The following is a 24,162-nucleotide window of genomic DNA, read 5'->3' as shown; positions in this document are numbered from 1 at the left end:
TCGTCGCCATGGTGGACACCTACGCCCTCTACCGGCGCCTCACGGCATACCCCCAGGGCAAGCGGCTCTTCTCCCTGGTCTTCGAGCAGGCCGCGCCCTACTTCCGCACGTCGCGGCCCCGCTTCGTGGAGCTGCGACCGAACTACGCCGAGCTGACGGTCGCCAAGCGGCGCCGGGTGCAGAACCACATCGGCACCGTGCACGTCATCGCCATCTGCAACGGCCTCGAGGCCGCGATGGGAGCCCTGGCCGAGGCGACCATCCCGCCGGGGCGGCGGTGGATCCCCAAGGGCATGAGCGTCGACTACACCGCCAAGGCCACCAGCGACATCCGCTGCGTCGCCGAGACCGACCCGCAGGACTGGGCCGACGACCGCACGGAGGTGCCCGTGCGGGTGCGCGGGGTGCGGGAGGACGGGACTGCGGTGGTGCAGGGCGTGATCCGGCTGCACATCTCGGACCGGCCGGCGAGCTAGCCCACCAGGCTGGAACGCAACCCGGCCACCTGCTCCTCGGTCCAGCCCTGCTCGACCAGCCAGCCGGCGGCGCCGCCGTGCCGCTCGTCGAGCACCGTGAGGATGCGCGCCATCGTCTCGGGCCTGGGCAGGTGGTCCTCGAGCGGTCGGTCGCGGAGGTTGTCGGCGTAGGCGGGCCGGGCGCTCAGGCGCTCGATGATGCGCTCGATGCGCTCGGCGGTGGCGACGTAGTCGGCGACGATCTCCTCGTCTGGGACGCCGGCCACCGCGAGCGCCAGGCCCACGACCGTGCCGGTGCGGTCCTTCCCGGCCGCGCAGTGGACGACCGTTGCCCCGTGGGCCGTCGCGACGACCGCGAGGGCCGCAGCCACGGAGTCCGGGCGGTCGGCGAGGTAGCCCAGGTAGTGGCTCGCCCAGTAGTCGTCGTCGTGGCTGGCCAGGCGCTCACGCACCCCGTCCTTCTGCCAAGGCAGCACGAGCGCGTCCTCGACGGTGACCTCGACCTCGTCGTCGCGGAAGAGCGAGTGGCGGTGGTGGGTCAGGGGCGTGCGGGTCAGCGGTCCGGGTCCCTCGGTGTGGTACTCCACGTTGCTGCGCAGGTCGACGATGTCGGTGACCCCGAAGTCGTCGATCAGCCGCCGCACGTCGCGCTCGGTCAGGTCCTGGAGGTTGTCGGAGCGAAGCAGGCGGCCGGTGCGCACGGTGCGCCCGTCGGTGGTGGGCAGACCCCCGACATCTCGCATGTTCACGACGCCGTCGAGGTCCACCCAGCCGATGCTCACGTCCAGACCTTACGTGGAGGCGCCGTCAACCACCTGCCCGGCTCCCGCGTCGCAGGCGGCGCGCCAGACGGCGTCGGCCACGACGAGGTCGCTCACGCCGTTGCCGAGGTTTTGGCACACGACGCGGCCGGTGGGCCTGTCCCGCGTGTCCGCTGCGAGCAGCGCACCGGTCCACGTCGTGGGCGACGGGTAGTCGCCCAGCTTCCGCTGGCTCCGCACGGCCTCGAACTGCACGACGTCGTCGGCCGCGAGCAGGGCGGTCGCCGCGAGGGCCGGGCCAACCGAGCTGGCGTAGTCGAGCGGCAGCAGCAGGGCGTCGTCGCGCACCCACTCCGGGTCCAGCTCGGCGCCGGTGAGCCCGATCGACAGGGCGGTCACGACGACGGCGGCTCCCCGCACGGCCCCGGCCGGCTCGGGCGCCCTCCGCAGCCGCACGGAGGGTGTCTCCTCGGCCGCCCACGCCGCCAGGGCGTCGAGGGCCTCCGTCCGTCGGGCCCACACCACCACGTCGTGCCACCCGAGGGCCTCGAGCACGCGCAGGTGCGAGCGGGCCTGCACCCCGGCGCCGGTGATGGCCACGTGGCCGGGCCGTGGCGGCGCCAGGTGGCGCACGCAGGCCCCGCTGACGGCGGCGGTGCGGGCAGCGGTCAGCTCGGCGGCCGGCATGACGCACACGGGCAGGCCGGTCTCGCCGTCGTTGACGACCATGACGCCGGACGCCGTCGGCAGCCCGCGGGCCGGGTTGTCGGGGAAGATGCTGATCCACTTGCAGCCCAGCAGCCCTCGTTCCGGCCAGGCGGCGGGCATCGCGTTGGCGAAGCTGCCGGGAAGGGTGTGCACGGCCGGCTTGGGCGGCGCCTCGGCCCGGCCGTCGGCCAGGGCGGTGAGCGCTGCGGCGGCGAGCTCGACGCACTCCGCCGGAGGCGGCAGCAGCCGGCGGACGTCGTCATCGGTCAGGACCAGCACGGGCGCCAACCTACCGACGCCCGCCTCGTCCCCGCCCGCCGTGGCGGAGCACCACCTCCCGGCTGAGAGAATGGACCCATGCCGAGCACGCTGCCCGAGGGCGACCCCGCGCCGCCCGACGGACGCCTCCCGGGGGCGGCCCTGGCCACCCTGCCGGCCCGCCCCTTCGGCATCTACCTGCACGTGCCGTTCTGCACGGTGCGTTGCGGCTACTGCGACTTCAACACCTACACACTGACCGAGCTCGGGGCCGACGGCGCCAGCGTCGACACGTTCGCCGACGCGGCGCTGCGCGAGCTGGGGTTCGCCGGTGGGGTGCTCGAGGGGGCCCCGCCCGTCGAGACGGTGTTCGTCGGTGGAGGGACGCCGACCATGCTCGCCGCCGACGACCTCGTGCGCATGCTCGACGGCGTGCGGGAGGTCTTCGGGCTGGCCCGCGACGCCGAGGTCACCACCGAGGCCAACCCCGACTCGGTGACGCCGGAGGCGTTGCAGCGGCTGGCCGAGGGCGGGTTCACGCGCGTGTCGGTCGGCATGCAGTCGGCGGTGCCCCACGTGCTGAAGGTGCTCGAGCGCACCCACGAGCCGGCCAACGTCGCCCGGGCCGTCGAGGCCGCGAAGGCGGCGGGCCTGCAGACCAGCGTCGACCTCATCTACGGCACGCCGGGGGAGAGCCTCGCGGACTGGCGGGCCAGCCTCGAGGCGGCCGTCGCCCTCGACCCCGACCACGTCTCCGCCTACGCGCTCGTGGTCGAGGAGGGCACCAAGCTCGCAGCCCAGGTGCGCCGCGGCCAGGTGCCGGCCCCCGAGGACGACGACGAGGCGGCCAAGTACGAGCTCGCCGACGAGCTGCTCGCCGCCGCCGGCTACGACTGGTACGAGGTGAGCAACTGGGCGCGGACACCGGCCGCCCGGTGCCGCCACAACGAGGGCTACTGGGCTGACGGCAACTGGTGGGGTGTCGGTCCCGGTGCCCACAGCCACGTGGGCGGCGTCCGGTGGTGGAACGTCAAGCACCCCAACGCGTATGCCGGCCGGCTGGCGTCCGGTGCGAGCCCGGCTGCCGGCCGGGAGACGCTGACGGAGGAGCAGCGCTACGACGAGCATGTGCTCCTCGGCGTGCGGCTCGCCGGCGGGCTGCCGCTGGCCGGCCTGCGCGAGGAGGGCCGGCAGGCGGTGGCAGAGCTCATCGCCGACGGCCTGCTCGACGGGACGGCGGCCGTGCGCGACCGAGCGGCGGTGCTGACCCGTCGGGGCCGGCTGCTCGCCGACACCGTGGTGCGCCGCCTGCTCGGCCTGCGCTGAGCCGCGGACGGCTGCCGCCAAGGCAGCGGCCCGTCCGGTAGGCCCGGCTACTTCACCCAGTCGGGCGTCAGGGGGTAGCGGTACCACTTCCCGTTGTTGGCCTCCACGGCCGCGACGATCTGGAAGACGATCGCGGCGACGGCGATGATGCCGGCCGTGATGAACCCGACGAGCACGAACATCAGCGGGACCGAGATGAGGATGCCGATGGCCACGATGATCTGGAAGTTCAGCGCCTGCGCGGCGTGGTGGCGGATGAAGGGTCCGCGGTCGCGGAAGATCAGGTAGATCACCAGCGGCCCGAGGAACGGCAGCCCGACGAACGAGGCGAGGAAGGGCGACAGGTGCGCCGCGATCGACCAGTTGCGCTCGTCGGTCGGCGAGAGCGGTGCTGGACCGGCCGCGGCATACGGCTGCTCGTAGCCCTGCTGGTACGGCTGCTCCTGCGCCTGCTGGTACGGCTGCTCCTGCGCCTGCTGGTACGGCTGCTCCTGCGCCTGCTGGTACGGCTGCTCCTGCGTCTGACCGTACGGCGGCGCGGGCAGCTCCGGGGACGGCGACTGGGACTCGCCCGGCGCCGCCGGCTGGGAGGGCTGTCCCTGCGGGGCCTGCGGCTCCGGCGTGGACGACGTGTTCTCGCTCATCTGCGTCTCTCCTTGTGGTCTTGGTGCCAGTCAACCGCACACAGCGGGGTGCCGAACCCCCTTTCGGGGTGCGCTCAGGGCACGGTCCGGGTAACCCCTGAGCAGCGCGCCCGGGACGACCTCGTGCCCGGACCCCGGGGCGACTAGTGACCGGGCGCGGTGACGAAGTCGATCAGCTCCTCGACGCTGGCGAGCAGGGTGGGCTCGAGGTCGGCGTAGCTGCGCACCGTGCCGAGGATCTGCTTCCACGCCCGGGCGATGTCCGCCTGGCTCTCGTGCGGCCACCCGAGGTGGGCGCAGATGCCGTGCTTCCACGACGTGCCGCGGGGGATCACCGGCCAGGCCTGCAGTCCCAGCCGCTCGGGCCGCACCGACTGCCACACGTCGACGTACGGGTGGCCCAGGACCCTGACGTGCGCGGCATACGGCCGGAGGCGCTGGGCCGCCTCCACCACCTTGTGCTCCTTGGTGCCGGGGACGAGGTGGTCGACGAGCACGCCCATGCGCCTGCCCGGGCCGGGCTGGAAGTCCCGGATGGCCGCCTCGAGGTCGTCGACGCCGTCGAGCATCTCCACGACCACGCCCTCGATGCGCAGGTCGTCACCCCAGACGCGCTCGACGAGCTCGGCGTCATGCCGGCCCTCGACGAAGATGCGCGACCCGCTGGCCACCCTGGCCTTGGCGTCGTGGACCGCGCGCGAGCCGCTGGCGGTGCGGGAGGCGGCCTGCCTGGCCGCCGCCACCTGTGCGCGCGCGGCCGCCTTGGGCGGGGTCAGCACCACGGGGCGTCCGTCGAGGAGGAAGCCCGGGCCCAGCGGGAAGCCCTTGGACCGGCCGCGCCGGTCCTCGAGGTGCACCACGTGCATCCCGCCGGCCTTCTCGACCCGGGTGACCGCCCCGCACCACCCGGTCTCGACGTCCTCGACCACGAGGCCCGTCTCGGCCTCGACCTCGCGGGAGCGTCCGCCCTTGGGGGCACGCCAGTCGCCGGAGAGCACGTCGGAGCCATACCTGTCGGTCACCGGGGAAGGCTATGCGGGCGGCGGGCGACGGTCGTGGCGGGCACGCCGGGAATCGTCGTACCGGGGTCACTGGACGTAGACTTGGCACTCGAAAGGTGTGAGTGCCAGCACCCTCACCGACCCCTTTGCGCCACCACCAGGACGAGACGGGAGGACTGCATGAGCGAGGAGCGCCGTCTGGCCGTGCTGCGGGCCATCGTCCAGGACTACGTCCAGACGTCCGAGCCCGTTGGTTCGAAGGCGCTGCTGGAGCGCCACCAGCTCGGAGTGTCGGCTGCCACCGTGCGCAACGACATGGCCGTCCTCGAGGAGGAGGGCCTCATCGCCGCGCCGCACACCAGCGCGGGGCGGATCCCCACCGACGCCGGCTACCGGCTGTTCGTCGACCGGCTGAGCGCCGTGAAGCCGCTGAGCGTGGCAGAGCGTGCCGCCATCTCGCAGTTCCTCGAGGGCGCGGTCGACCTCGACGACGTCGTCGACCGCACGGTGCGGCTGCTGGCCTCGCTGACCCGTCAGGTCGCCGTGATGCAGTACCCCTCGCTGACCCGCTCCAGCGTCCGCCACGTGGAGCTGGTGCCCATCGGCGCCTCGCGGCTGATGGTCGTGCTCATCGTCAACACCGGCCGGGTCGAGCAGCGGGTGCTCGAGTCGCACCACGACCTCATGACGGCCGAGGGTGAGGACCTGCTGGCGCGGGTGCGCGGGAAGGTCAACGCCGAGGCCGTCGGCAAGCGCCTGGTCGACGCCGCGGCCGCGCTGGAGGCGCTGCCCGGGCAGTTCGTGCCGGGCGAGCGCGACCTGGTCCGCGCCGTGGTGCGCTCGCTCGAGGACGCCCTGGTGGAGGAGCGCGAGGAGCGGGTGGTGCTGGCCGGCACGGCCAACCTGGCCCGGTTCGGCACGGACTTCCCTCTCAGCATCGGCCCGGTCCTCGAGGCCCTCGAGCAGCACGTCGTGCTGCTGAAGCTGCTCGGGGAGGCCCACACCGGGCCGGACGCGGTCGCGGTCCGCATCGGCCACGAGAACCCATTTGCCGGGCTGCAGTCCACGTCGGTGGTCTCGACCGAGTACGGCACCGGCGTCGACCTCGTCGCCGGCATGGGCGTCGTAGGGCCCACCCGCATGGACTACCCGACCACGATGGCGTCGGTGCGCGCGGTCGCGGCCTACGTCTCGCGCATCCTGTCCCAATGACCAGCGCGGCCCGGTGATCGCCGCGCGCCACCACGTACTGCCCGAAACAGCATGACGGAGAAGGACATTCGTTGAACGACTACTACCAGGACCTCGGTGTCTCCCGCGACGCCACGGCCGAGGAGATCAAGCGCGCCTACCGCAGGAAGGCGCGCCAGCTCCACCCGGACGTCAACCCGGGGCCGGAGGCCGAGGAGCAGTTCAAGAAGGTCTCCCAGGCCTACGACGTGCTCGGCGACCCCGAGAAGCGGCGCAGCTACGACATGGGTGCCGACCCCTACGCCACGGGAGCCGCCAGCTTCGGGCAGGGCTTCTCCTTCAGCGACATCATGGACGCGTTCTTCGGTCCGGGCGCCGGTGGGGCGCAGCGCGGGCCGCGCTCGCGCCAGCGCCGCGGCCAGGACGCCCTCGTCCGCCTCGACATCGACCTCGCCGACGCCGTCTTCGGCGCGGAGAGCGAGCTGGCCCTCGAGACCGCCGTGGTCTGCGAGACCTGCCACGGCGACGGTGCGCAGCCCGGCACGTCCCGGCGCACCTGTGACGTCTGCGGCGGCCGCGGCGAGATCCAGCAGGTGCAGCGCTCCTTCCTCGGCCAGGTGATGACCAGCCGTCCGTGCATGACCTGCCACGGCTACGGCGAGGTGCTCGTCAGCCCCTGCTTCGAGTGCTCTGGCGACGGACGCGTGCGCACCCGGCGCACCCTGAAGATCAAGGTGCCGGCCGGTGTCGACACGGGCACCCGGATCCAGCTCACCGGTGAGGGCGAGGTCGGCCAGGGCGGTGGCCCGGCGGGTGACCTCTACGTCGAGATCGCGGTCCGGCCGCACCCGACCTTCCAGCGTCGCGGCGACGACCTGCACTGCACGATCGAGCTGCCCATGACCGCCGCGGCCCTCGGCACCACGGCGAAGCTCGACACCTTCGACGGCATCAACGAGCTCGAGATCCGGCCCGGCACCCAGGCCGGTGACGCCATGACCCTGCGCGGGCTCGGCGTGACCCACCTGCGCGGCAACGGGCGTGGCGACCTCATCGTGCACGCCAACGTGATCACGCCGACCCGCCTCGACGCCGAGCAGGAAGAGCTGCTGCGCCAGTTCGCCGCCCTGCGTGGCGAGGAGCGGCCCGAGGGCCACCTCGCGCCGGCGGGCCAGGGCCTGTTCGGCAAGCTCCGCGACGCCCTGAAGGGCAAGTAGGGGCCGGCCGGCCCCCAGACCAGACAGGCCGTATGCCGTGACGCTGCCCCTGTTCCTCGTCGCGCCCGAACGCCTCGCCGGCGCCCGGGCCGGTGGCTCGGTGCTGCTCGACGGGCCGGAGGGCAGGCACGCCGCCACCGTGCGCCGCATCGGCGTGGGGGATTCGGTGCTGCTCTCCGACGGCCGGGGCACGCGCGTGACGGCCTCGGTGGTCTCCGCCGGCAGGGATGAGCTCGAGCTCGAGGTCACCGCCGTCGAGGAGGAACCCGAGCCGGCCCTGCGGCTGGTCCTGGTGCAGGCCCTGGCCAAGGCCGACCGCGACGACCAGGCCATCGAGTCCGCCACCGAGCTCGGTGTCGACGAGGTGGTGCCCTGGCAGGCCGCGCGCAGCATCGTGGTCTGGCGCGGCGACCGGGCGGCCAAGGCGCTGCGCAAGTGGGAGTCGGTGGTGACCGCCGCTGCCAAGCAGTCCCGTCGCAGCAGGGTGCCGGTCGTGGCCGAGCCCGTCTCGCAGCGCACCCTCGTCGAGCGGGTCCGCGGCAGCGCGCTGGCCCTCGTGCTGCACGAGGACGCGAGCACGCCGCTCGCCGGCCGGGCGCTGCCCGAGTCGGGCGACGTGCTGGTCGTGGTCGGCCCCGAGGGCGGCATCAGCCCCGAGGAGCTGGCCGCCCTCGAGGAGGCTGGGGCGGTTGCGGTGCGGCTCGGCTCGACCGTCTTGCGCTCCTCGAGTGCCGGCCCTGCGGCGCTGGCCGTGCTGAGCGCCGCCGCGGGTCGCTGGAGCTAGCCCCCGGACTGTGTCACCGAGAAGCTGACCCGCCGCTCCGCGTTGACCGACCTGCCGTCCTCCATGCTCGGCTCGAACACGCGGACGGTGTAGCTGCCCTGGGGCAGCGCCCCGAGGGAGAACGAGTAGGTGCCGCGCTCCGGTGCCCCGGTGCTCGCCGTGGTGTGGCCGCTCTTCAGCACGGTGCCGCCCCGGAGCAGCTCCCAGCTCAGCGTGGCCTCGAAGACGGTCGCCTCGCCCTTGACGGTGACCGGCCGGCCGGCCCCCAGGGCCGCGTCCCGAGCCGGGGAGGTGACCCAGATCGGCGCAAGGTCCTGGTAGGACTCGCCGCTGGGCGGCCGGTCGTAGCGCTGCGCGGCCGGGAAGGCCCCGAAGAGCGCGGTGGAACCGTCAGCGACGCGGAAGGTCACGGGGATCGTGCCCTTGCCCACCGCCGCCTGCGCTGTCCAGACCAGGGACTGCACGGCGATCCGAGCCACATCCCGGTCCTCGATGCCGGGGGAGCCCGGGCCGCTGAGGGTCACGGTGATGAGGTCGGGCTTGATCGCCACGTCGTCGACGGTGGTGCCCGACCACGGCTGGAGGTAGCCGTCGGTGTTGCTGAACGGCTGCGCGTCCATCGCCAGGGCCAGGGCCGCGGTGGCCTTCTGCGCGTCGGTGGCCTCCACCGGGAGGCTCGCCGGGAGGAACTCCCGGAAGAGCCGGAACACCGGGCGGTCGCCACCCACCGGTCCCACGAAGTAGGCGGGCAGCGCGGTGCGGCGGGTGGCCGGTGGTGCCGTCGAGGACGCGCTCGGCTCGGACGAGGTGCCGGTCGTTGCGGTCGGGTCCGGCGTGCTGGAGGGGGGCGCGGAAAGGCCCTGCGAGGGGGTCGGGGCAGCGGCGGGACCCCGGTCGGCCGCGTCGGGCCGGGTGCCGCCCCACACGGCGACCGCGATGGCGGCGACCGCCGCGGCGGCCGCCAGCGGAGTGAGCCAGCGTCGTCGCCCCGGCCGCTCGTCGTCCTGTCCGGCTGCGTGCCGCGACGCGGCCAGGATGTGGTCGAGCCGGTCGGAGGGCCGCACCTGCTGGGCCTCGTGGTGCAGCGCGTGGCGGAGCCGGTGCTCGACGTGGGTGAGGCCGGTGTGGTCGTCCTCGCCGGCAGCCGGGTGCTCGAAGGGGCCGGGGCTCATCGCTGGGTCTCCATCGTGTCGCGCAGGGCCGCGAGCCCGCGGTGGGCGTGTGCCTTGACCGAGCCGGCGGAGATGCCGAGGGCGTCGGAGATCTCCGCCTCGCTGAGGTCGAGGTAGTAGCGCATGGTCAGGACCTCTCTCTGGCGCTGTGACAACCGGGTCAGCGCCCGGATCATCGCGACGTGGGACTCGTGCTCGAGGGCGCGCTCCTCCGGACCGGGCTCGTGGCCGCCGGAGGTGGCCCGTTCGCCCTGCACCCGGTTGAGGTAGCGCTCCTCGACGCCCCGGTGCCGCAGTCGCGATCTCGCCGCGTTGACCACGGACCGTCGCAGGTAGGCCGCGGCCCGGCCGTGGTCGCGCAGCGAGCTCCAGCTGGCGTGCACGGAGATGAAGGCGTCCTGGGTGACCTCCTCGGCCAGCTGGTCGTCGCGCAGGAGGAGCCAGGCCAGGCGCACGAGGCCCGCCCAGTGGGCGGCATACAGGTCGGCGATCGCCTCATCGGCATGCTGGGAACCCACCACCGGTGCCGGCCCCCCGGCGCTTCTCTCGACCACGCCCAACGTTCTCACGCGCCCCTGACGCGCAGCGGCTGGCGGGGGTTGACGCGCCGATAGTCTCGGTCCATGAGTGCTTCCGAGAGCGCCGCTGAAAACCGCGACTGCCTCTTCTGCCGCATCGTCGCCGGTGAGGTCCCCGCCACGGTCGTGCACGAGACGCCGAACACCACGACGTTCCGCGACATCGACCCGCAGGCGCCCACCCACGTCCTCGTCGTGCCCAAGCGGCACGTGCCGACGTTGGCCGAGCTGGCCGACGTGTCGCCGGAGGAGCTGGCCGAGGTCGTGCGGGCCGTCGGAGACGTCGCGCGGATGGAGGGCCTCGAGGGGGGGTACCGGGCCGTCTTCAACACCGGCCCCGACGCCCAGCAGTCGGTGTTCCACGCGCACGTGCACGTCGTCGGGGGCCGGCCACTGACGTGGCCGCCCGGCTGACTGGCACCGTAGACTGGCCGACAACATGAATGACGCAGATCGTCCGACCCCGCCAGAGGGGCAGCCCGAGAGCACGTCCCGGCCGACGCCGACCCACACGGTGGTGATCCCGCCGGAGGTGCAGATGGTGACGCTGCTGGGGCCGCGGGACGAGCTCCTGCGCACGATGGAGCGGGCCTTTCCGCTCGTGTCGATCCACGTGCGCGGCAACGAGTTCCACATGACCGGGCCGAGCGCCGACGTGGCCCTCGTGGAGCGCACGATCGACGAGCTGCTGCTCGTCATCGAGGGCGGTCAGCCGCTCAACCGCGACGCCGTCGAGCGCTCCATCGGCATGCTCCGGGCGCAGACCGCCGAGCGGCCCGCCGACGTCCTGACCATGAACATCGTCTCCTCACGGGGTCGCACGATCCGGCCCAAGACGTTGAACCAGAAGCACTACGTGGACGCGATCGACGAGCACACCGTAGTCTTCGGCATCGGTCCCGCGGGCACCGGCAAGACCTACCTCGCCATGGCCAAGGCCGTGGCGGCGTTGCAGGCCAAGCAGGTCAACCGGATCATCCTGACCCGTCCCGCGGTCGAGGCGGGCGAGCGGCTCGGCTTCCTGCCCGGCACGCTCAACGAGAAGATCGACCCCTACCTGCGGCCGCTCTACGACGCGCTGCACGACATGGTCGACCCCGACTCGATCCCGCGCCTCATGGCGGCCGGCACCATCGAGGTGGCGCCGCTGGCCTACATGCGCGGCCGCACGCTCAACGACGCGTTCATCATCCTCGACGAGGCGCAGAACACCTCGCCGGAGCAGATGAAGATGTTCCTGACGCGCCTGGGCTTCGGCTCCAAGATGGTCGTGACCGGAGACGTCACCCAGGTGGACCTCCCCGACGGCACCCGGTCGGGCCTGCGGGTCGTCCAGGAGATCCTCGAGGGCGTCGAGGACATCCACTTCGCGATGCTCACCCCGCACGACGTCGTCCGGCACCGCCTGGTCGGCGCCATCGTCGACGCCTACGGGCGCTGGGACGACCGCCAGCAGGGAGGGCCAGCGCAGCGTGAGCGTCGACGTTCTCAATGAGACCGACCACCAGCTCGACGAGCTCGAGCTGGTGGCCTGCGCGCGCTACGTCATGGAGCAGATGCGCGTGCACCCCGGCGCCGACCTCTGCATCCGCCTCGTGGACGAGCCGGCCATGGAGGTCCTGCACGTGCAGTGGATGGACCTGCCCGGCCCGACCGACGTCATGTCCTTCCCCATGGACGAGCTGCGGCCCGGTCGCGAGGGCGTCGAGCCCGAGGAGGGCGTGCTCGGCGACATCGTGCTGTGCCCCAGCGTTGCCGCGAAGCAGGCGGCCGAGGCCGGCCACGCCACCGAGGAGGAGCTGCTGCTCCTGACGACCCACGGGATCCTCCACCTGCTCGGATACGACCACGCCGAGCCGGAGGAGGAGCGCGAGATGTTCGAGCTGCAGCGCCAGCTGCTGCTGACCTTCCTGGCCGGACGGGGCCGACCGGGGACGTGATCGACCCATGGTGATCCAGCTCGTCCTCCTGGCCCTGCTCAGCCTCCTCATCGCCTTCCTCCTCGCCGCCGCCGAGGCGGCCCTGTTCCGCACCTCGCGCATCCGCGCGCACGAGCTGCGCGAGGAGGGCAGGGCCGGCGCGAAGGCGTTGGAGCGCATCGTCGTCGACGGCGCGGCATACCTCTCGGTGCTCGCGTTCGTGCGGGTGGTCGCGGAGGCGGCCACCGCGGTGTTCATCACGTTCGCGGTCAGCCAGCTCGTCGACGGGCTGGCCCTGCGGGTCCTGACCTCCATCGGGATCATGGCGCTGGTGTCGTTCGTCATCGTCGGCGTCTCGCCGCGCACCCTGGGGCGCCAGCACTCCGACGCCATCGCGCTGGTCTCGGCGCCGGCCGTGGTGTGGCTGCGCCGGGTGCTCGGGCCCCTGGCGCGGCTGCTCGTCGCCCTCGGCAACGCCGTGACGCCGGGCCGGGGCTACCGCGACGGCCCGTTCCAGAGCGAGTCGGAGCTGCGCGACCTGGTCGACCTGGCGGGGGAGAGCGCGCTGATCGAGGCCGAGGAGCGGGAGATGATCCACTCGGTCTTCGAGCTCGGCGACACCGTGGCCCGGGAGGTCATGGTGCCGCGCACCGACATGGTCACCATCGATGGCGACCGGCCGCTGCGCTCGGCGATGTCGCTCTTCCTGCGCTCGGGCTTCTCCCGCATCCCGGTGCTCGGCGACGGCCCCGACGACGTCCTGGGGCTGCTGTACTTCAAGGACGTCGTGCGTCGGGTGAACGCCGACCCCGAGGCCGGCTCGATCCCGGTCACCGCCCTGATGCGGCCCATGCACTACGTGCCCGAGAGCAAGCCCGTCGACGACCTGCTGCGCGAGATGCAGAGGGACCAGAGCCACTTCGCGATGGTGGTCGACGAGTACGGCGGCACCGCCGGCCTGGTGACCATCGAGGACATCCTCGAGGAGATCGTGGGCGAGATCGCCGACGAGTACGACCGCGAGGCGCCCGGGGTGGACCACCTCGAGGACGGCACGACCAGGGTCCCCGCGACCATGGACATCGACGACCTGGCCGACCTCTTCGAGGTGGCCATCGACGAGGACGAGGTCGACACCGTCGGCGGTCTCATCGGGAAGACGATCGGCCGGGTGCCCATCCTCGGGTCGAGCTGCGAGGTGTCCGGCCTGAGGCTGACAGCCGAGCGGATGGCCGGGCGCCGGCACCGCATCGCGACGGTCATCGTCGAGCCGCTGCCCGAGCCGGAGCCGGAGCACGAGGTGGAGCGCACTACGGTGGAGCCCACGGACCGGGAGGGTGTGTCATGAGCCAGCGCAGTGAAAGCGGGTACGCCGCCGGGTTCGCCTGCCTCATCGGGCGGCCCAACGCGGGGAAGTCGACGCTGACCAACGCCCTGGTGGGGCAGAAGGTCGCGATCACCTCCTCCAAGCCGCAGACGACCCGGCACACCATCCGCGGCATCGTCACCACCCCGGCGTCGCAGCTGGTTCTGGTCGACACCCCCGGGCTGCACAAGCCGCGCACCCTGTTGGGCGAGCGGCTCAACGACGTCGTGCGCGAGACGCTGCTCGAGGTCGACGTGATCGGGTTCTGCCTGCCCGCGGACCAGCGCATCGGCCCGGGTGACACGTTCATCGCCAACGAGCTCAAGGAGATCCAGCGCGCCAAGCGGCGGCCCGTGGTCGCGATCGCGACGAAGACCGACCGCGTGGACAGGGGCCGGCTGGCCGAGCACCTGATCGCCATCGACCAGCTGGGGGAGTGGGACGAGATCGTGCCCTGCTCGGCGGTCAAGGGTGACCAGGTCGAGGACGTGGCCCGGGTGCTCTCCTCGTTCCTGCCGCCGTCGCCGGGGCCGCTCTACCCGGAGGGAGTCCTGACCGACGAGCCCGAGGCCGTCATGATCGCCGAGCTGGTCCGCGAGGCGGCCCTGGAAGGCGTCCGCGACGAGCTGCCGCACTCGCTCGCCGTGGTCGTCGAGGAGATGGTGCCGCGGGAAGGCCGTCCGGAGGACAGCCCGCTGCTCGACGTGCGCGTGAACGTCTACGTCGAGCGGCCGTCGCAGAAGGCGATCATCATCGGCCGGGGCGGGTCGCGGCTGCGCGAGGTGGGCAGCAACGCCCGCCACGGCATCGAGGCGCTGCTGGGGCAGAAGGTCTTCCTCGACCTGCACGTGAAGGTCGCCAAGGACTGGCAGCGCGACCCCAAGCAGCTGCAGCGCCTCGGCTTCTGACCCCGCCGGGACCTTCGGCCCTGACCGTCGTGCCGCCCCGTGCGGACGCTGGCTGCGTGAGCGAGGGTCGGACGTCCAGGCGGTGACGCTGTGCGGGCGGAGCGCCTGGGCAGGCAGCGCGACGAGGAGGTGCAGCTGCCGCGTCTCCTGACGTGGGCGAGGGTGCTGTCCCTGGTGGTCATCGCAGGGCTGCTGGCGGGCCTCGCCGTCATGCTCTCGGGGGAGCCCGACCCTCCGGTGGTGCCCGACGGCGCGCGGGCCGGGACGCTCACCCTCCGTTCGTGCGAGTACGTCGGGGAGAGCGGCAGCGTCGCCGCCGACTGCGGCACGCTGGTCGTCCCGGAGAACGCCGAAGCCGACGCGGGGCGGCTCCTGGCTCTCCCGGTGACTCGAGTTCGCGCCAGGTCGGACGCCCCGAAGCAGCCGATCTTCTTCCTCACTGGTGGCCCAGGCCAGTCGAACATGGACTTCGAGTTCGCCGACCGCTACACCGCCGACCGCGACGTCGTGCTCGTCGGCTACCGCGGGGTGGACGGTTCCGTCCGACTCGACTGCCCCGAGGTCGACTCGGCGTTCAAGCGGTCGTCCGACCTGTTGGGCGAGGCGTCCTTCGAGGCCTACGGCGCGGCGTACCGCGCCTGTGCGGACCGGCTCGCCGAGAGCGGGATCGACCCGAGGCGCTACGGGTTGGTCGAGCAGGTCGACGACCTGGAGGTGGCGCGGGTCGCGTTGGGCTACGACCGCATCGACCTGCTGAGCGAGAGTGCCGGTACCCGCACCGCGCTGGTCTACGGCTGGCGGCATCCCGAGAGCATCCACCGGTCGGTGCTGTTCGGTGTGAACCCGCCGGGCGCGTTCGTCCAGGACCCGACTGCGACCGACGAGCAGATCGAGCAGTTCGCCGCGATGTGCGCCGCAGACGAGAGCTGCCGTGCCCGCACCGACGACCTCGCCGCGAGCATGCGGGAGATCAGCCGTGACGTTCCTGACCGTTGGATGTTCCTGCCGGTCAAGGAGGGCAACGTCCGCGCGATGGCCCTGCTCGGGCTCCTCCAGCCCGCGAGCGGGCCAGCCACGGCCCCGATGATGATCGATGCGTGGCTGTCTGCGGAGGAGGGCGACGTCAGTGGCCTGTGGGTGAGCTCCCTGCTGGGTGACGTCCTGACGCCGGAGCTGTTCGTGCGTGGGCAGTACGCCTCGGCCGCCATGCTCGACGCAGAGGCTGCCCGGGACTACTTCGCGGTGGGATCGGGCGACCCGTCGGACCTCGCTCACGCCGCGAGCTCGCTGGCGTGGGCCGGTGGCCGGCTGGTGGACGCGTGGCCGGCATCGCCCCACGAGGAGCGCTACAGCACCCTCCGGACGTCGCGGGTGGAGACGCTCCTCTTGGGTGGGGAGATCGACGTGGCGACGCCGCCGCAGATCGCCACGAGGGAGCTGCTGCCCTACCTTCCGAACGGTCGGGAGGTCGTGCTGCCGGGTTTCGGCCACACGCAGAGCTTCTTCAACGACCAGCCGGATGCCGGCACCCGGCTGATCCTGACCTATCTGGACAGCGGTCGCATCGACGCATCCGGCTACACCCCGTTGAGGATGGACTTCACGCCGCCGAGCACCTACGGGTTACTGGCGAAGCGGCTCGTCGGCACCATGCTCGCGCTGTCGGCTCTGATGGTGGTCACGCTCGCGGTGCTGGCTCGCCGCCGACGGACTCGGGACCACCTCGGCCGCACGACCGAGCTGTTGACTCGCACCGTGGGGGCGGTCGTGCTGGGCCTTGGCGGGTGGTCTCTCGGCGCCCTGGCCGTCCTTGCGGCGCTGCCGGGGGTGCGGATCGACAACGAGCTGCTCGTGGTGCTCTCCGTCGGTGTGCCGGTCGGCCTGGTCATCCATCTGGCGTCGCTGCACCGCAGCTGGCCCCGCCGGACGGTGCACGCGCGGCTGCTGCTCGGGGGCGCAGGTGCTCTCGTGGGTGCGTGGGTCGGCTTCGAGGCGACGGAAGTCCCGATCGCCCTCGTCACCGTCGCGGTCGGTGCGGTCGCGGTCGCGAACCTCGCGCTGATCCTGCTCGACATCGCGCGAGACCAGTCGTTCCGGCAACGGGCAGCCGCCACTCCGTCGTCGGCTGGCGGTCACCTGATCCGGGTCCCCATTCAGGAGTGATATCAGGAGTGACGACGGTGCGGGGTACGTGCCGATGGCCAAGGCACTGCTCCTGTGCCTCACCCTCGGGCTGATCTGGCAGTCCGTGCTCGTGCTGGTCCTGGTCAGCAGGGAGCAGGGGAGCCTTCGCTGGGCCGTCCTCCGCGACGCGCTGTGGCTCCGGTCGCCACGCAGCCCGAAGAGCGGCCGCGTCGGTGGCCGGGTCTGGCTGGTGCTGGTGCCGCTGGTCCTTGCCTTCGCGCTCGAAGGCATTCTCCCCTCGCCGCCTGTTCCCGCGGACCGTGACCTCAACCTCTTCCTGCAGTCGGGCACCGGGCAGGACTTCCTCGCCGGGGCCTGGGGGTGGTTCGGCCTCATGGTCGTGCTCTGGGTCTTCAACACCGTCCTCGGCGAGGAGCTGCTGTTCCGGGGATTCCTCCTGCCCCGGATGAACGGCGCGTTCGGGCGAGGCGACTGGGTGGCGAATGGCGTGCTGTTCGCTGCTTACCACCTCCACGTCCCGTGGCGGATTCCGGCGACCCTGTTGGACATGTTCATCCTCGCCTACCCGACGAAGCGGTACCGCAGTGCCTGGATGGGAATCGCCGTCCACAGCTCCCAGAGCGTGGTCTTCAGCATCCTCGTCCTCGCGATCGTGCTCTAGCTGCTGGTGCACCCGTCGCTGTGGTGCGGCTCACGACATGCTGTAAAGGTGTTGTGCCACAACAGAATTCGAGTGGTGCTCCGCCTGCCTGCCACGGATTCGATTTGATGTCAAGGGTTCCCGTTGGCACAGTGTCAGGTCGACTTGACCAGGCCTGACACGTGACCGACGAGAAGACGAAGGAGAGGCGCCCCGCGACCCGGGGCGCCGATACTGCGTGACGACACAACTGACGACAACAGGACCCACCGGTCCCACCGACCTCACGGGTGAGGGCGCGCCCATCGACGACGCCCCGCACCCCGCCCTCGACCTCGACCTCGAGGAGCACCCGGCCGACGAGCCTCAGAGGCTCGACAAGGTGGTCTTCGGCATCACCGCTGCGCTGGCCATCGGCTTCGTGCTGTGGGGCTTCCTCAGCACCTCGACCCTGAGCTCCGCCTCGGGCGCCGGGCTCGACTGGGTCGTGCACAACATGGGCTGGCTGTTCGCCTTGGTGGCAAGCGGCTTCGTGCTCTTCGTGATCTGGCTGGCGGCCGGCAAGTTCGGGCGGATCCCGCTCGGCCGCGACGACGAGGAGCCGGAGTTCCGCACCGTCTCGTGGATCGCCATGATGTTCTCGGCGGGCATGGGCATCGGCCTGATGTTCTACGGCGTCTCCGAGCCGCTGTCGCACTTCGTCGCGCCCCCGCCCGGCACCGGTGCGGAGGGCAACCCCGAGGCGCTGCAGAACGCGATGGCGACGACCCTCTTCCACTGGACCCTGCACCCCTGGGCGATCTACGCCGTCGTCGGCCTCGCCGTGGCGTACGGCGTGTTCCGCAAGGGCCGCTCGCTGTTGATCAGCTCCGCCTTCGCGCCGCTGCTCGGTGAGAAGCGGGCCGGCGGTCCGGCCGGGCGCGTCATCGACATCCTCGCGATCTTCGCGACCCTGTTCGGCTCCGCGGCCTCGCTCGGCCTGGGCGCCCTGCAGATCGGCTCGGGCCTCGAGCTCGTCGCCGGGCTGGGCAAGGCGGGCAACGGCGTGCTCGTCGCCATCATCACCGTGCTGACGGTGTGCTTCATCCTGTCGGCGGTCTCGGGTGTCTCCAAGGGCATCCAGTACCTGTCGAACATCAACATGGTGCTCGCTGTGGCGCTGGCCGTGTTCGTGTTCCTGGTGGGCCCGACCGTGCTGATCCTCAACCTGGTGCCGACCGCCGTCGGCAGCTACTTCGAGGACCTCGCGATGATGTCCGCGCGCACCGACGCCGCCGGCGGCAGCGCCATGCAGGAGTGGCTGTCCGGCTGGACGATCTTCTACTGGGCCTGGTGGGTGTCGTGGACGCCGTTCGTCGGCATGTTCATCGCCCGCATCTCCCGCGGCCGCACCATCCGCCAGTTCGTGACCGGCGTGCTGCTCGTGCCGAGTGTGGTCAGCCTGGTCTGGTTCGCCATCTTCGGTGGCGCCGGCATCGACATGCAGCGCAAGGGCACCGACCTGGCCGGCCAGGCCACGGCCGAGGGCTCGCTGTTCGCGATGCTCTCGAACATGCCGCTGGCCACCATCACGTCCGTCGTGGTGATGCTGCTCGTCGCGATCTTCTTCGTCTCGGGCGCCGACGCGGCCTCGATCGTCATGGGCACCCTGTCCGAGCGCGGCACCCTGGTGCCGAGCCGCAAGACCGTCATCTTCTGGGGTGGGGCGACCGGTGCCGTGGCTGCGGTCATGCTGCTGGTCGGTGGCGAGGACGCGCTCTCCGGCCTGCAGAACATCACCATCGTGGCGGCCCTGCCGTTCCTGCTCGTGATGGTGGGCCTGGCCGTCTCGCTGGTGAAGGACCTCAGCTCCGACCCGCTCATCGTGCGCCGCCAGATCGCCGTCGCGGCCATCGACCAGGCGGTCGTGACGGGCGTGACCGAGCACGGCGACGACTTCGCGCTCGTCGTGGAGGAGGCTCCCACCGACGCAGAGGCAGAGGCAGTGGCAGAGGCCGACGTCGACGGGCCCGGTCGGACGCAGCACGAGCACCGCGAGTCCGTCACCGTCTGACACGGACGAGCACACCGCGACGGCGGTCGGCGGCGGGTCACCCGCCGCCGGCCGCCGTTGCCGTGTCCGGGCCTCGTCGCGGGGCAGGATGGGGGTGTGAGACCCGCCAGGTTCGCAGCCGTCCCGGGGCTGCTCGTGCTGGGCGCGGCCTGCACGGACGGGTCGACCGAGGAGAGGACGACGATGTCGAGTGCCCCACCGAGCACGTCGGCTGGGGTCGGCAGCGGCACCCCCCGGTCCGCCCTCCTGCCTTCGGAGGGCGCGCCGCCTGCCCAGCTCGACCAGGCGCTGCGTGAGGCCGCGTGGGACGACCGGGTCGCTGACGCGGCCGAGCTCGTCCGCCGCGGTGCCGACGTCAACGCCAAGGACGAGACACAGCAGTCCGCCTACCTCATCGCCGCCAGCGAGGGTCACCTCGAGCTCCTCGAGCTCACCCTGAGCCGTGGCGCCGACGTCGACGACAAGGACGGCTGGAACGGCACGGGTCTGATCCGGGCCGCCGAGCGAGGGCACGCGCTCGTCGTCGGCCGACTGCTGCGCGCGGGCATCGAGCGTGACCACGTCAACCGGATCGGCTACCAGGCCGTGCACGAGGCGGTCTGGCTCGGACGCGACGAGGAGCGCCATGTCGACACCCTGCGCGTCCTCGTGGCCGGCGGTGTCCAACTCGACCGTCCCTCGACGCAGGAGGGGCTGACGCCCCTGCGGATGGCCCGCCACCGTGGTCACCCACGCCTCGAGGCCGTGCTGCGGGCCGCTCCGGTGCCACCCACGCGCAGTCCCGACTCAGCCCTCCTCGAGGCCGCGGCGCACGGTGAGGCCGATGCCGTGGCCGGTGCACTGCGGGCGGGGGCGGACCTCGAGGCGAGGGACGAGCGCGGCCGCACGGCCCTGCTGCTCGCGGCGACGCACGACCGCGTCGACGTCGCCCGGCTGCTCGTCGCGATGGGGGCCGACCCCGACGCGCTCGACGACCAGCACGACACGCCGTGGCTGGTCACCGGCGTGACCGGGAGCGTGGCGATGCTCGAGGCGCTGCTGCCTGCCCACCCCGACCTGACCCTCACCAACCGCTACGGCGGAGTCTCCGTGATCCCGGCGAGCGAACGGGGGCACGTCGACTACGTCCGCCGGGTGGTCCGGACCGGCATCGACGTCGACCACGTCAACAACCTCGGGTGGACCGCCCTGCTCGAGGCGGTCATCCTCGGCGACGGTGGACGTGACCACCAGGAGGTCGTGCGCACCCTGCTCGCCGCCGGGGCGGACCCGTCCATCGCCGACCGCGGCGGCCGGACCCCCCTCGACCACGCCACGGCCCGGGGGCAGGCCGAGGTCGAGAGGATCCTCCGTGCGCACCGCTGAGCGGACGGGCGGTGACCGCGCGGCATACCCACATGGTGGTCGCTGCTGAGGTGGGTGCAACGGCGACCGTAGACTCGGACCCATGCGAGTTGGAGTTTTCGGGGCCACAGGTCAGGTCGGCTCGGTCATGCGCGTGCTCCTCGCCGAGCGCGGCTTCCCGGTCGACGAGATCCGCTTCTTCGCCTCTGCGCGGTCCGCGGGCACGACCCTGCCGTGGGCGGGCGGCGAGGTCGTCGTCGAGGACTCCGCCACGGCGGACTTCTCCGGGCTCGACATCGCCCTGTTCTCCAACGGGGGAGCCGCGTCCAGGGAGCTCGCCCCGAAGGTCGCCGCGGCCGGCGCGGTGGTCGTCGACAACTCCTCCGCCTGGCGCAAGGACCCCGACGTCCCGCTCGTGGTGAGCGAGGTCAACGCCGAGGACCTCGACACCATCCCCAAGGGCATCGTCGCCAACCCGAACTGCACCACCATGGCCGCCATGCCGGTGCTCAAGCCGCTGCACGAACGCGCCGGTCTGGTGCGGCTGCACGTCTCGAGCTACCAGGCCGTCTCCGGCTCCGGCGGCAAGGGCGTGCAGGAGCTCGACACCCAGCTGCGTGGCGGCTACGCCGCCGGCGACCCGACCGGCCTCGCCCTCGAAGGGCGCGCCGTCAAGGTGCCCGACCCCAACGTGTATGCCGTGCCCGTCGCCTTCAACGTCGTGCCGCTGGCCGGGTCGATCGTCGACGACGGCTCGCTGGAGACCGACGAGGAGCAGAAGCTCCGCAACGAGTCGCGCAAGATCCTGCACATCCCGGACCTGCGCGTCTCCGGCACCTGCGTGCGCGTGCCGGTCTTCACGGGTCACAGCCTCGCCATCCACGCGGAGTTCGCCGACGACATCAGCCCCGTCGAGGCCCTCGAGCTGCTCGGCAGGGCCCCTGGCGTCGTCGTCACCGACGTGCCCAACCCGCTCGAGGCCACCGGGCGCGACGAGGTCTTCGTCGGCCGCGTCCGGGCCGACCAGGCCGCCCCGGAGGGCAAGGGCCTCAACCTGTTCGTGGTCGGCGACAACCTGCGCAAGGGCGCGGCCCTGAACGCCGTGCAGATCGCCGAGGAGCTGCTCAAGCGGCGGTAGTCCGGCCGGCACCGGTAGCCTCGGCTCGTCGACCGGGGGAGGCGGTGTGGGCCGAGGCGAGCGCATCATCGGCACTGCCGGCCTGCGCGGCCTGGGCGGTGTGCTCCTTGCGGTCGTGCTCGTCGCCCTGGTGCGGCCGGTGCCGCCCAACATCCCCTACCGGCAGGCGTGGGTGGTCGCGGCCTACCTGGCGTTGGCGGGGTGCCTGCTGGCGGTGCTCCGCTGGCGGGGTCGGCTGGCCGGCCCGCGGTTGACGGGGTTCGCGCGCCGGCACGCCCTGGCCATCTCCCTCCTCGTGACGGTGACGACGACCGCCGCCTGCACGGTCGTCGCGCTCAACCTCGTCTACCCCTTCGGGTGGGACGCCAAGTTCGTCAACAACCTCGCCACCCGGTTGGCGGCGGGCCCGTACGTGCCGGACCAGTACTACCGGTACCTCTCGCGCTACCCCAACAACGTGCCCTTCACCCTCGTCGCCACGTGGGCTCACCGCCTGGCGAAGGCGTGGAGCTGGGACCCCGCGACGGTCGCGGTGCTCTTCAACGGCCTAGGGCTCCTCATCACCACGCAGTCGGTGTATGCCGTGGTGCGCATCATCCGGGGTCCGCTCGCCGGACTGGGGGCGCAGCTCACCGTGGTCGTCCTGGTGGGCCTCTCGCCGTGGCTGGCGGTGCCGTACACGGACATGGCTGCAACGCCGTGGCCCGTCCTGGGCGCCGCGCTCGCGGTCGCCGCCCTCCACTCCGGCTCGCGGCGGCGGGCGGCCCTGCTGGCCCTGGGGGCAGTGGCCGCGCTGGCCGTGGGCTTCCTGCTCAAGACGACGCCGGTGCTGACGCTGCTGGCCTTCCTCGTGGTGGCTGCCCTGGCCGGCCTCAGCTCCCTCCGGAGCCGGAGGCGACTGCTGGCCGGCGCCCTCGCGGTGGCGGCGGGTGTGGCGGTGTTCGTGGCGGTCGTGGTCGCCGCGGTGGCAGTGCTCCCCGGCGCCGCCGGCCTGGACGCGAGCCGGATCGACACCTCCCGGGCCCCGCCCCCGTCGTGGTGGGTGGTGATGGGCACGTCGGTGAAGCACGGCGACACGACGCGGTACGGCGGTTACGACAGGTCGCTCGTCGTGGCCATCCGGGGGAAGGACCGCGAGCAGATCGACGCCTACTCCAAGGCGCTGCTCAAGCACCGGCTGGAGAGGCTGGGCGTCGGGGGGTACCTGCGGTTCGCGGCCACGAAGACGGCCTGGAACTGGGGTGACGGGATGTTCTGGGCCTGGGGCGAGGGCCGCGACGCCCGTTCGGTCGTCCCCCGCCACGGCCCCTGACCTCGTGGGTGGTCTCGTGGAGCCACCCGAGCGGTGAGCACTACCCGCTGCGCATGGCCCTCACCCAGGGGGTCTGGCTGGTCGTGCTGACGGTCGCGGGCCTGGGCCTGCTCCGCTGTCCCTACCGGCGCGACGTGGCGGTGCTGGCGTTCTCGGTGCTGGGCATCGCGCTGTTCACCCTGCTGGTGCAAGGGCGCTCGCGGTACCTGCTCGTCTACGTGCCCGTCGTCGTCGCTCTCGCGTTCGCCCTGCCCCTGTTCGGGCGGGTCAGCCCAGGTCGGTCATCCAGTGCCGCCAGGTCTGCGTGACCTGCATGCCGACGTGCTCGTAGAGCCCGAGCGCTCCGGTGCGGGAGTCGGTCGCCAGCTCACTCGTGCTGGCCCCGCGCTGCCGGGCCCGCTCGAAGGCGTCGACCAGCAGCGCCCGGGCCAGGCCCCTGCCGCGCTGGTCGGCGCGCACCGCGAGCTGGTCGACGTAGCCGGTCTCGCCCGCGAGGATCGTGAAGCAGACGCCGACGGGCTCTGAGTCGCGCGCCAGCGCGAAACGGATCTGCCACGGCTCGAAGCCCGGCCGCAGGACGGTGCGGCTGGCCCAGTCCTCGAAGACTGCGGGATCGCGGTGCGGCCACTCGTTGAAGGCGTCCTCGATGAGCTGGAAGGCGGCGCGCTCGTCACCGGCCGCGAACTCGCGAAGTGTGTAGCCGTCGGGCAACGGCTGTGCCTGGATCCGGGCCGCCTCGGGGAGCTGGAGGACCCACGACGTCCAGCCCTCGCGGTAGCCCCTCGCCCTGAGGAACACCTCGGCCGAGCTACCGCTGGGCACCGACTGCCCCACCAGCGTCGAACCGCTGGCGCGGGCGGTGTCCTCCAGCCAGCCGGCCAGCCAGGTGCCGATCCCGCGCCGCCGGTAGTCGGGGTGCACCGCGGCCTCGCACCGGCGGCCCTTGAAGACGTCGCCCGTAGCGGCGAGCCGGTCTCCGTCGAAGACCCCGATGCTCTGGGTCGCGAGGTCGAAGCTCGGCCGCTGCCAGTCGCCGAGGATGTCCTCGAGCTCGATGGCGGACTCGCCGGCGTCGACCTCCTCGGCAGCTGCGACGAGGTCGGTGACGGCCTGGGCGTCGGAGGGGACGTGGGGACGAGCGACGAAGCCCTCGGGGAGGTCCATGGCGGCAGCATGCCGCAGGGATGCCGGGGTGTCGCCCGAGTTTCGGGAGGTTGACCG

General features: G+C 72.3%; 24 protein-coding genes. 17 read left to right on the top strand and 7 right to left on the bottom strand.

Annotated features, from left to right (window positions below):
• Positions 1–8: 8 nt before the first annotated feature.
• The gene (locus P2F65_RS13850; protein WP_275808779.1) at positions 9–476 is read left to right on the top strand and encodes a hotdog fold domain-containing protein; all 468 of its coding nucleotides are present in this window, start codon (positions 9–11) and stop codon (positions 474–476) included.
• Here the strand turns inward: P2F65_RS13850 and P2F65_RS13845 are convergent.
• Entirely contained in the window at positions 473–1,258 is a 786-nt protein-coding gene (locus P2F65_RS13845; RefSeq protein ID WP_345803701.1) for a tyrosine-protein phosphatase, read from the bottom strand. The two genes, P2F65_RS13850 and P2F65_RS13845, sit on opposite strands and share 4 nt — an antisense overlap.
• A gap of 9 nt (positions 1,259–1,267) precedes the next feature.
• Positions 1,268–2,224 (bottom strand): ornithine cyclodeaminase family protein, encoded by a 957-nt coding sequence (locus P2F65_RS13840; protein WP_275808777.1) that lies wholly within the window; start codon positions 2,222–2,224, stop codon positions 1,268–1,270.
• 78 nt (positions 2,225–2,302) lie between these two features.
• On the opposite strand from P2F65_RS13840, the gene hemW reads away from it, so the two are divergent.
• Positions 2,303–3,529, top strand: coding sequence for a radical SAM family heme chaperone HemW (gene hemW, locus P2F65_RS13835; protein WP_275808773.1), 1,227 nt, complete (start codon positions 2,303–2,305; stop codon positions 3,527–3,529).
• A gap of 47 nt (positions 3,530–3,576) precedes the next feature.
• Here the strand turns inward: hemW and P2F65_RS13830 are convergent, their stop codons facing one another.
• Complete coding sequence (locus P2F65_RS13830) at positions 3,577–4,173, bottom strand: DUF4870 domain-containing protein (protein WP_275808770.1); 597 nt, start codon at positions 4,171–4,173, stop codon at positions 3,577–3,579.
• A 143-nt stretch (positions 4,174–4,316) separates the two neighbouring features.
• Positions 4,317–5,195, bottom strand: coding sequence for a DUF3097 domain-containing protein (locus tag P2F65_RS13825; protein ID WP_275808768.1), 879 nt, complete (start codon positions 5,193–5,195; stop codon positions 4,317–4,319).
• Positions 5,196–5,354: 159 nt separating this feature from the next.
• On the opposite strand from P2F65_RS13825, the gene hrcA reads away from it, so the two are divergent.
• The 3 genes from hrcA (at position 5,355) to P2F65_RS13810 (ending at position 8,366) form a co-directional block, all read left to right on the top strand.
• Positions 5,355–6,386 (top strand): heat-inducible transcriptional repressor HrcA, encoded by a 1,032-nt coding sequence (hrcA, locus tag P2F65_RS13820; RefSeq protein ID WP_275808766.1) that lies wholly within the window; start codon positions 5,355–5,357, stop codon positions 6,384–6,386.
• Positions 6,387–6,457: 71 nt separating this feature from the next.
• Complete coding sequence (gene dnaJ, locus P2F65_RS13815) at positions 6,458–7,582, top strand: molecular chaperone DnaJ (protein ID WP_275808763.1); 1,125 nt, start codon at positions 6,458–6,460, stop codon at positions 7,580–7,582.
• A 37-nt stretch (positions 7,583–7,619) separates the two neighbouring features.
• Positions 7,620–8,366 carry a 16S rRNA (uracil(1498)-N(3))-methyltransferase gene (locus P2F65_RS13810; protein ID WP_275808760.1) on the top strand — a complete coding sequence of 249 codons (747 nt, stop codon included), beginning with the start codon at positions 7,620–7,622 and terminating at the stop codon, positions 8,364–8,366.
• Here P2F65_RS13810 and P2F65_RS13805 read toward each other — a convergent pair.
• A complete protein-coding gene (locus P2F65_RS13805) occupies positions 8,363–9,538 on the bottom strand; it encodes a Gmad2 immunoglobulin-like domain-containing protein (protein ID WP_275808758.1) in 1,176 nt (391 codons plus the stop codon). The two genes, P2F65_RS13810 and P2F65_RS13805, sit on opposite strands and share 4 nt — an antisense overlap.
• Positions 9,535–10,092: a SigE family RNA polymerase sigma factor gene (locus P2F65_RS13800; protein WP_275808755.1), complete on the bottom strand. Its 558-nt coding sequence runs from the start codon at positions 10,090–10,092 to the stop codon at positions 9,535–9,537. The genes P2F65_RS13805 and P2F65_RS13800 overlap by 4 nt, the downstream gene beginning before the upstream one ends.
• 69 nt (positions 10,093–10,161) lie before the next feature.
• Between P2F65_RS13800 and P2F65_RS13795 the strand changes: the two genes are divergently transcribed.
• From P2F65_RS13795 to P2F65_RS13740, 12 genes are all read left to right on the top strand, one after another.
• The gene (locus P2F65_RS13795) at positions 10,162–10,530 is read left to right on the top strand and encodes a histidine triad nucleotide-binding protein (protein WP_275808752.1); all 369 of its coding nucleotides are present in this window, start codon (positions 10,162–10,164) and stop codon (positions 10,528–10,530) included.
• Positions 10,531–10,555: 25 nt separating this feature from the next.
• Positions 10,556–11,611, top strand: coding sequence for a PhoH family protein (locus tag P2F65_RS13790; protein WP_275808749.1), 1,056 nt, complete (start codon positions 10,556–10,558; stop codon positions 11,609–11,611).
• Positions 11,589–12,056, top strand: a complete 468-nt coding sequence (ybeY, locus tag P2F65_RS13785; RefSeq protein WP_275808745.1) for an rRNA maturation RNase YbeY — start codon at positions 11,589–11,591, stop codon at positions 12,054–12,056. The genes P2F65_RS13790 and ybeY overlap by 23 nt, the downstream gene beginning before the upstream one ends.
• A 7-nt stretch (positions 12,057–12,063) precedes the next feature.
• Positions 12,064–13,383 (top strand): hemolysin family protein, encoded by a 1,320-nt coding sequence (locus P2F65_RS13780; RefSeq protein WP_275808742.1) that lies wholly within the window; start codon positions 12,064–12,066, stop codon positions 13,381–13,383.
• Complete coding sequence (gene era / locus P2F65_RS13775) at positions 13,380–14,309, top strand: GTPase Era (protein WP_275808738.1); 930 nt, start codon at positions 13,380–13,382, stop codon at positions 14,307–14,309. The genes P2F65_RS13780 and era overlap by 4 nt, the downstream gene beginning before the upstream one ends.
• Positions 14,310–14,399: 90 nt before the next feature.
• Positions 14,400–16,472 carry an alpha/beta fold hydrolase gene (locus tag P2F65_RS13770; RefSeq protein WP_275808736.1) on the top strand — a complete coding sequence of 691 codons (2,073 nt, stop codon included), beginning with the start codon at positions 14,400–14,402 and terminating at the stop codon, positions 16,470–16,472.
• 34 nt (positions 16,473–16,506) lie between these two features.
• A complete protein-coding gene (locus P2F65_RS13765) occupies positions 16,507–17,115 on the top strand; it encodes a CPBP family intramembrane glutamic endopeptidase (protein WP_275808733.1) in 609 nt (202 codons plus the stop codon).
• Positions 17,116–17,332: 217 nt separating this feature from the next.
• On the top strand, positions 17,333–19,147 hold the full coding sequence (locus P2F65_RS13760; protein WP_275808730.1) for a BCCT family transporter: 1,815 nt from the start codon (positions 17,333–17,335) through the stop codon (positions 19,145–19,147).
• Positions 19,148–19,243: 96 nt separating this feature from the next.
• Positions 19,244–20,512, top strand: coding sequence for an ankyrin repeat domain-containing protein (locus P2F65_RS13755; RefSeq protein ID WP_275808727.1), 1,269 nt, complete (start codon positions 19,244–19,246; stop codon positions 20,510–20,512).
• An 82-nt stretch (positions 20,513–20,594) separates the two neighbouring features.
• Complete coding sequence (locus tag P2F65_RS13750) at positions 20,595–21,629, top strand: aspartate-semialdehyde dehydrogenase (protein ID WP_275808724.1); 1,035 nt, start codon at positions 20,595–20,597, stop codon at positions 21,627–21,629.
• A gap of 46 nt (positions 21,630–21,675) precedes the next feature.
• The gene (locus tag P2F65_RS13745) at positions 21,676–22,941 is read left to right on the top strand and encodes a hypothetical protein (protein ID WP_275808721.1); all 1,266 of its coding nucleotides are present in this window, start codon (positions 21,676–21,678) and stop codon (positions 22,939–22,941) included.
• A gap of 53 nt (positions 22,942–22,994) precedes the next feature.
• Positions 22,995–23,249 (top strand): hypothetical protein, encoded by a 255-nt coding sequence (locus P2F65_RS13740; RefSeq protein WP_275808719.1) that lies wholly within the window; start codon positions 22,995–22,997, stop codon positions 23,247–23,249.
• Here the strand turns inward: P2F65_RS13740 and P2F65_RS13735 are convergent.
• Positions 23,209–24,105, bottom strand: coding sequence for a GNAT family N-acetyltransferase (locus P2F65_RS13735; RefSeq protein ID WP_275808718.1), 897 nt, complete (start codon positions 24,103–24,105; stop codon positions 23,209–23,211). The genes P2F65_RS13740 and P2F65_RS13735 overlap by 41 nt on opposite strands.
• Between the last annotated feature and the right edge of the window lie 57 nt (positions 24,106–24,162).

This window comes from Knoellia sp. p5-6-4 (assembly GCF_029222705.1).
Lineage (GTDB): Bacteria > Actinomycetota > Actinomycetes > Actinomycetales > Dermatophilaceae > Pedococcus_A.
Note: the sequence above shows the minus strand (reverse complement) of the source record. Positions and strands in the feature narration are given on the sequence as shown.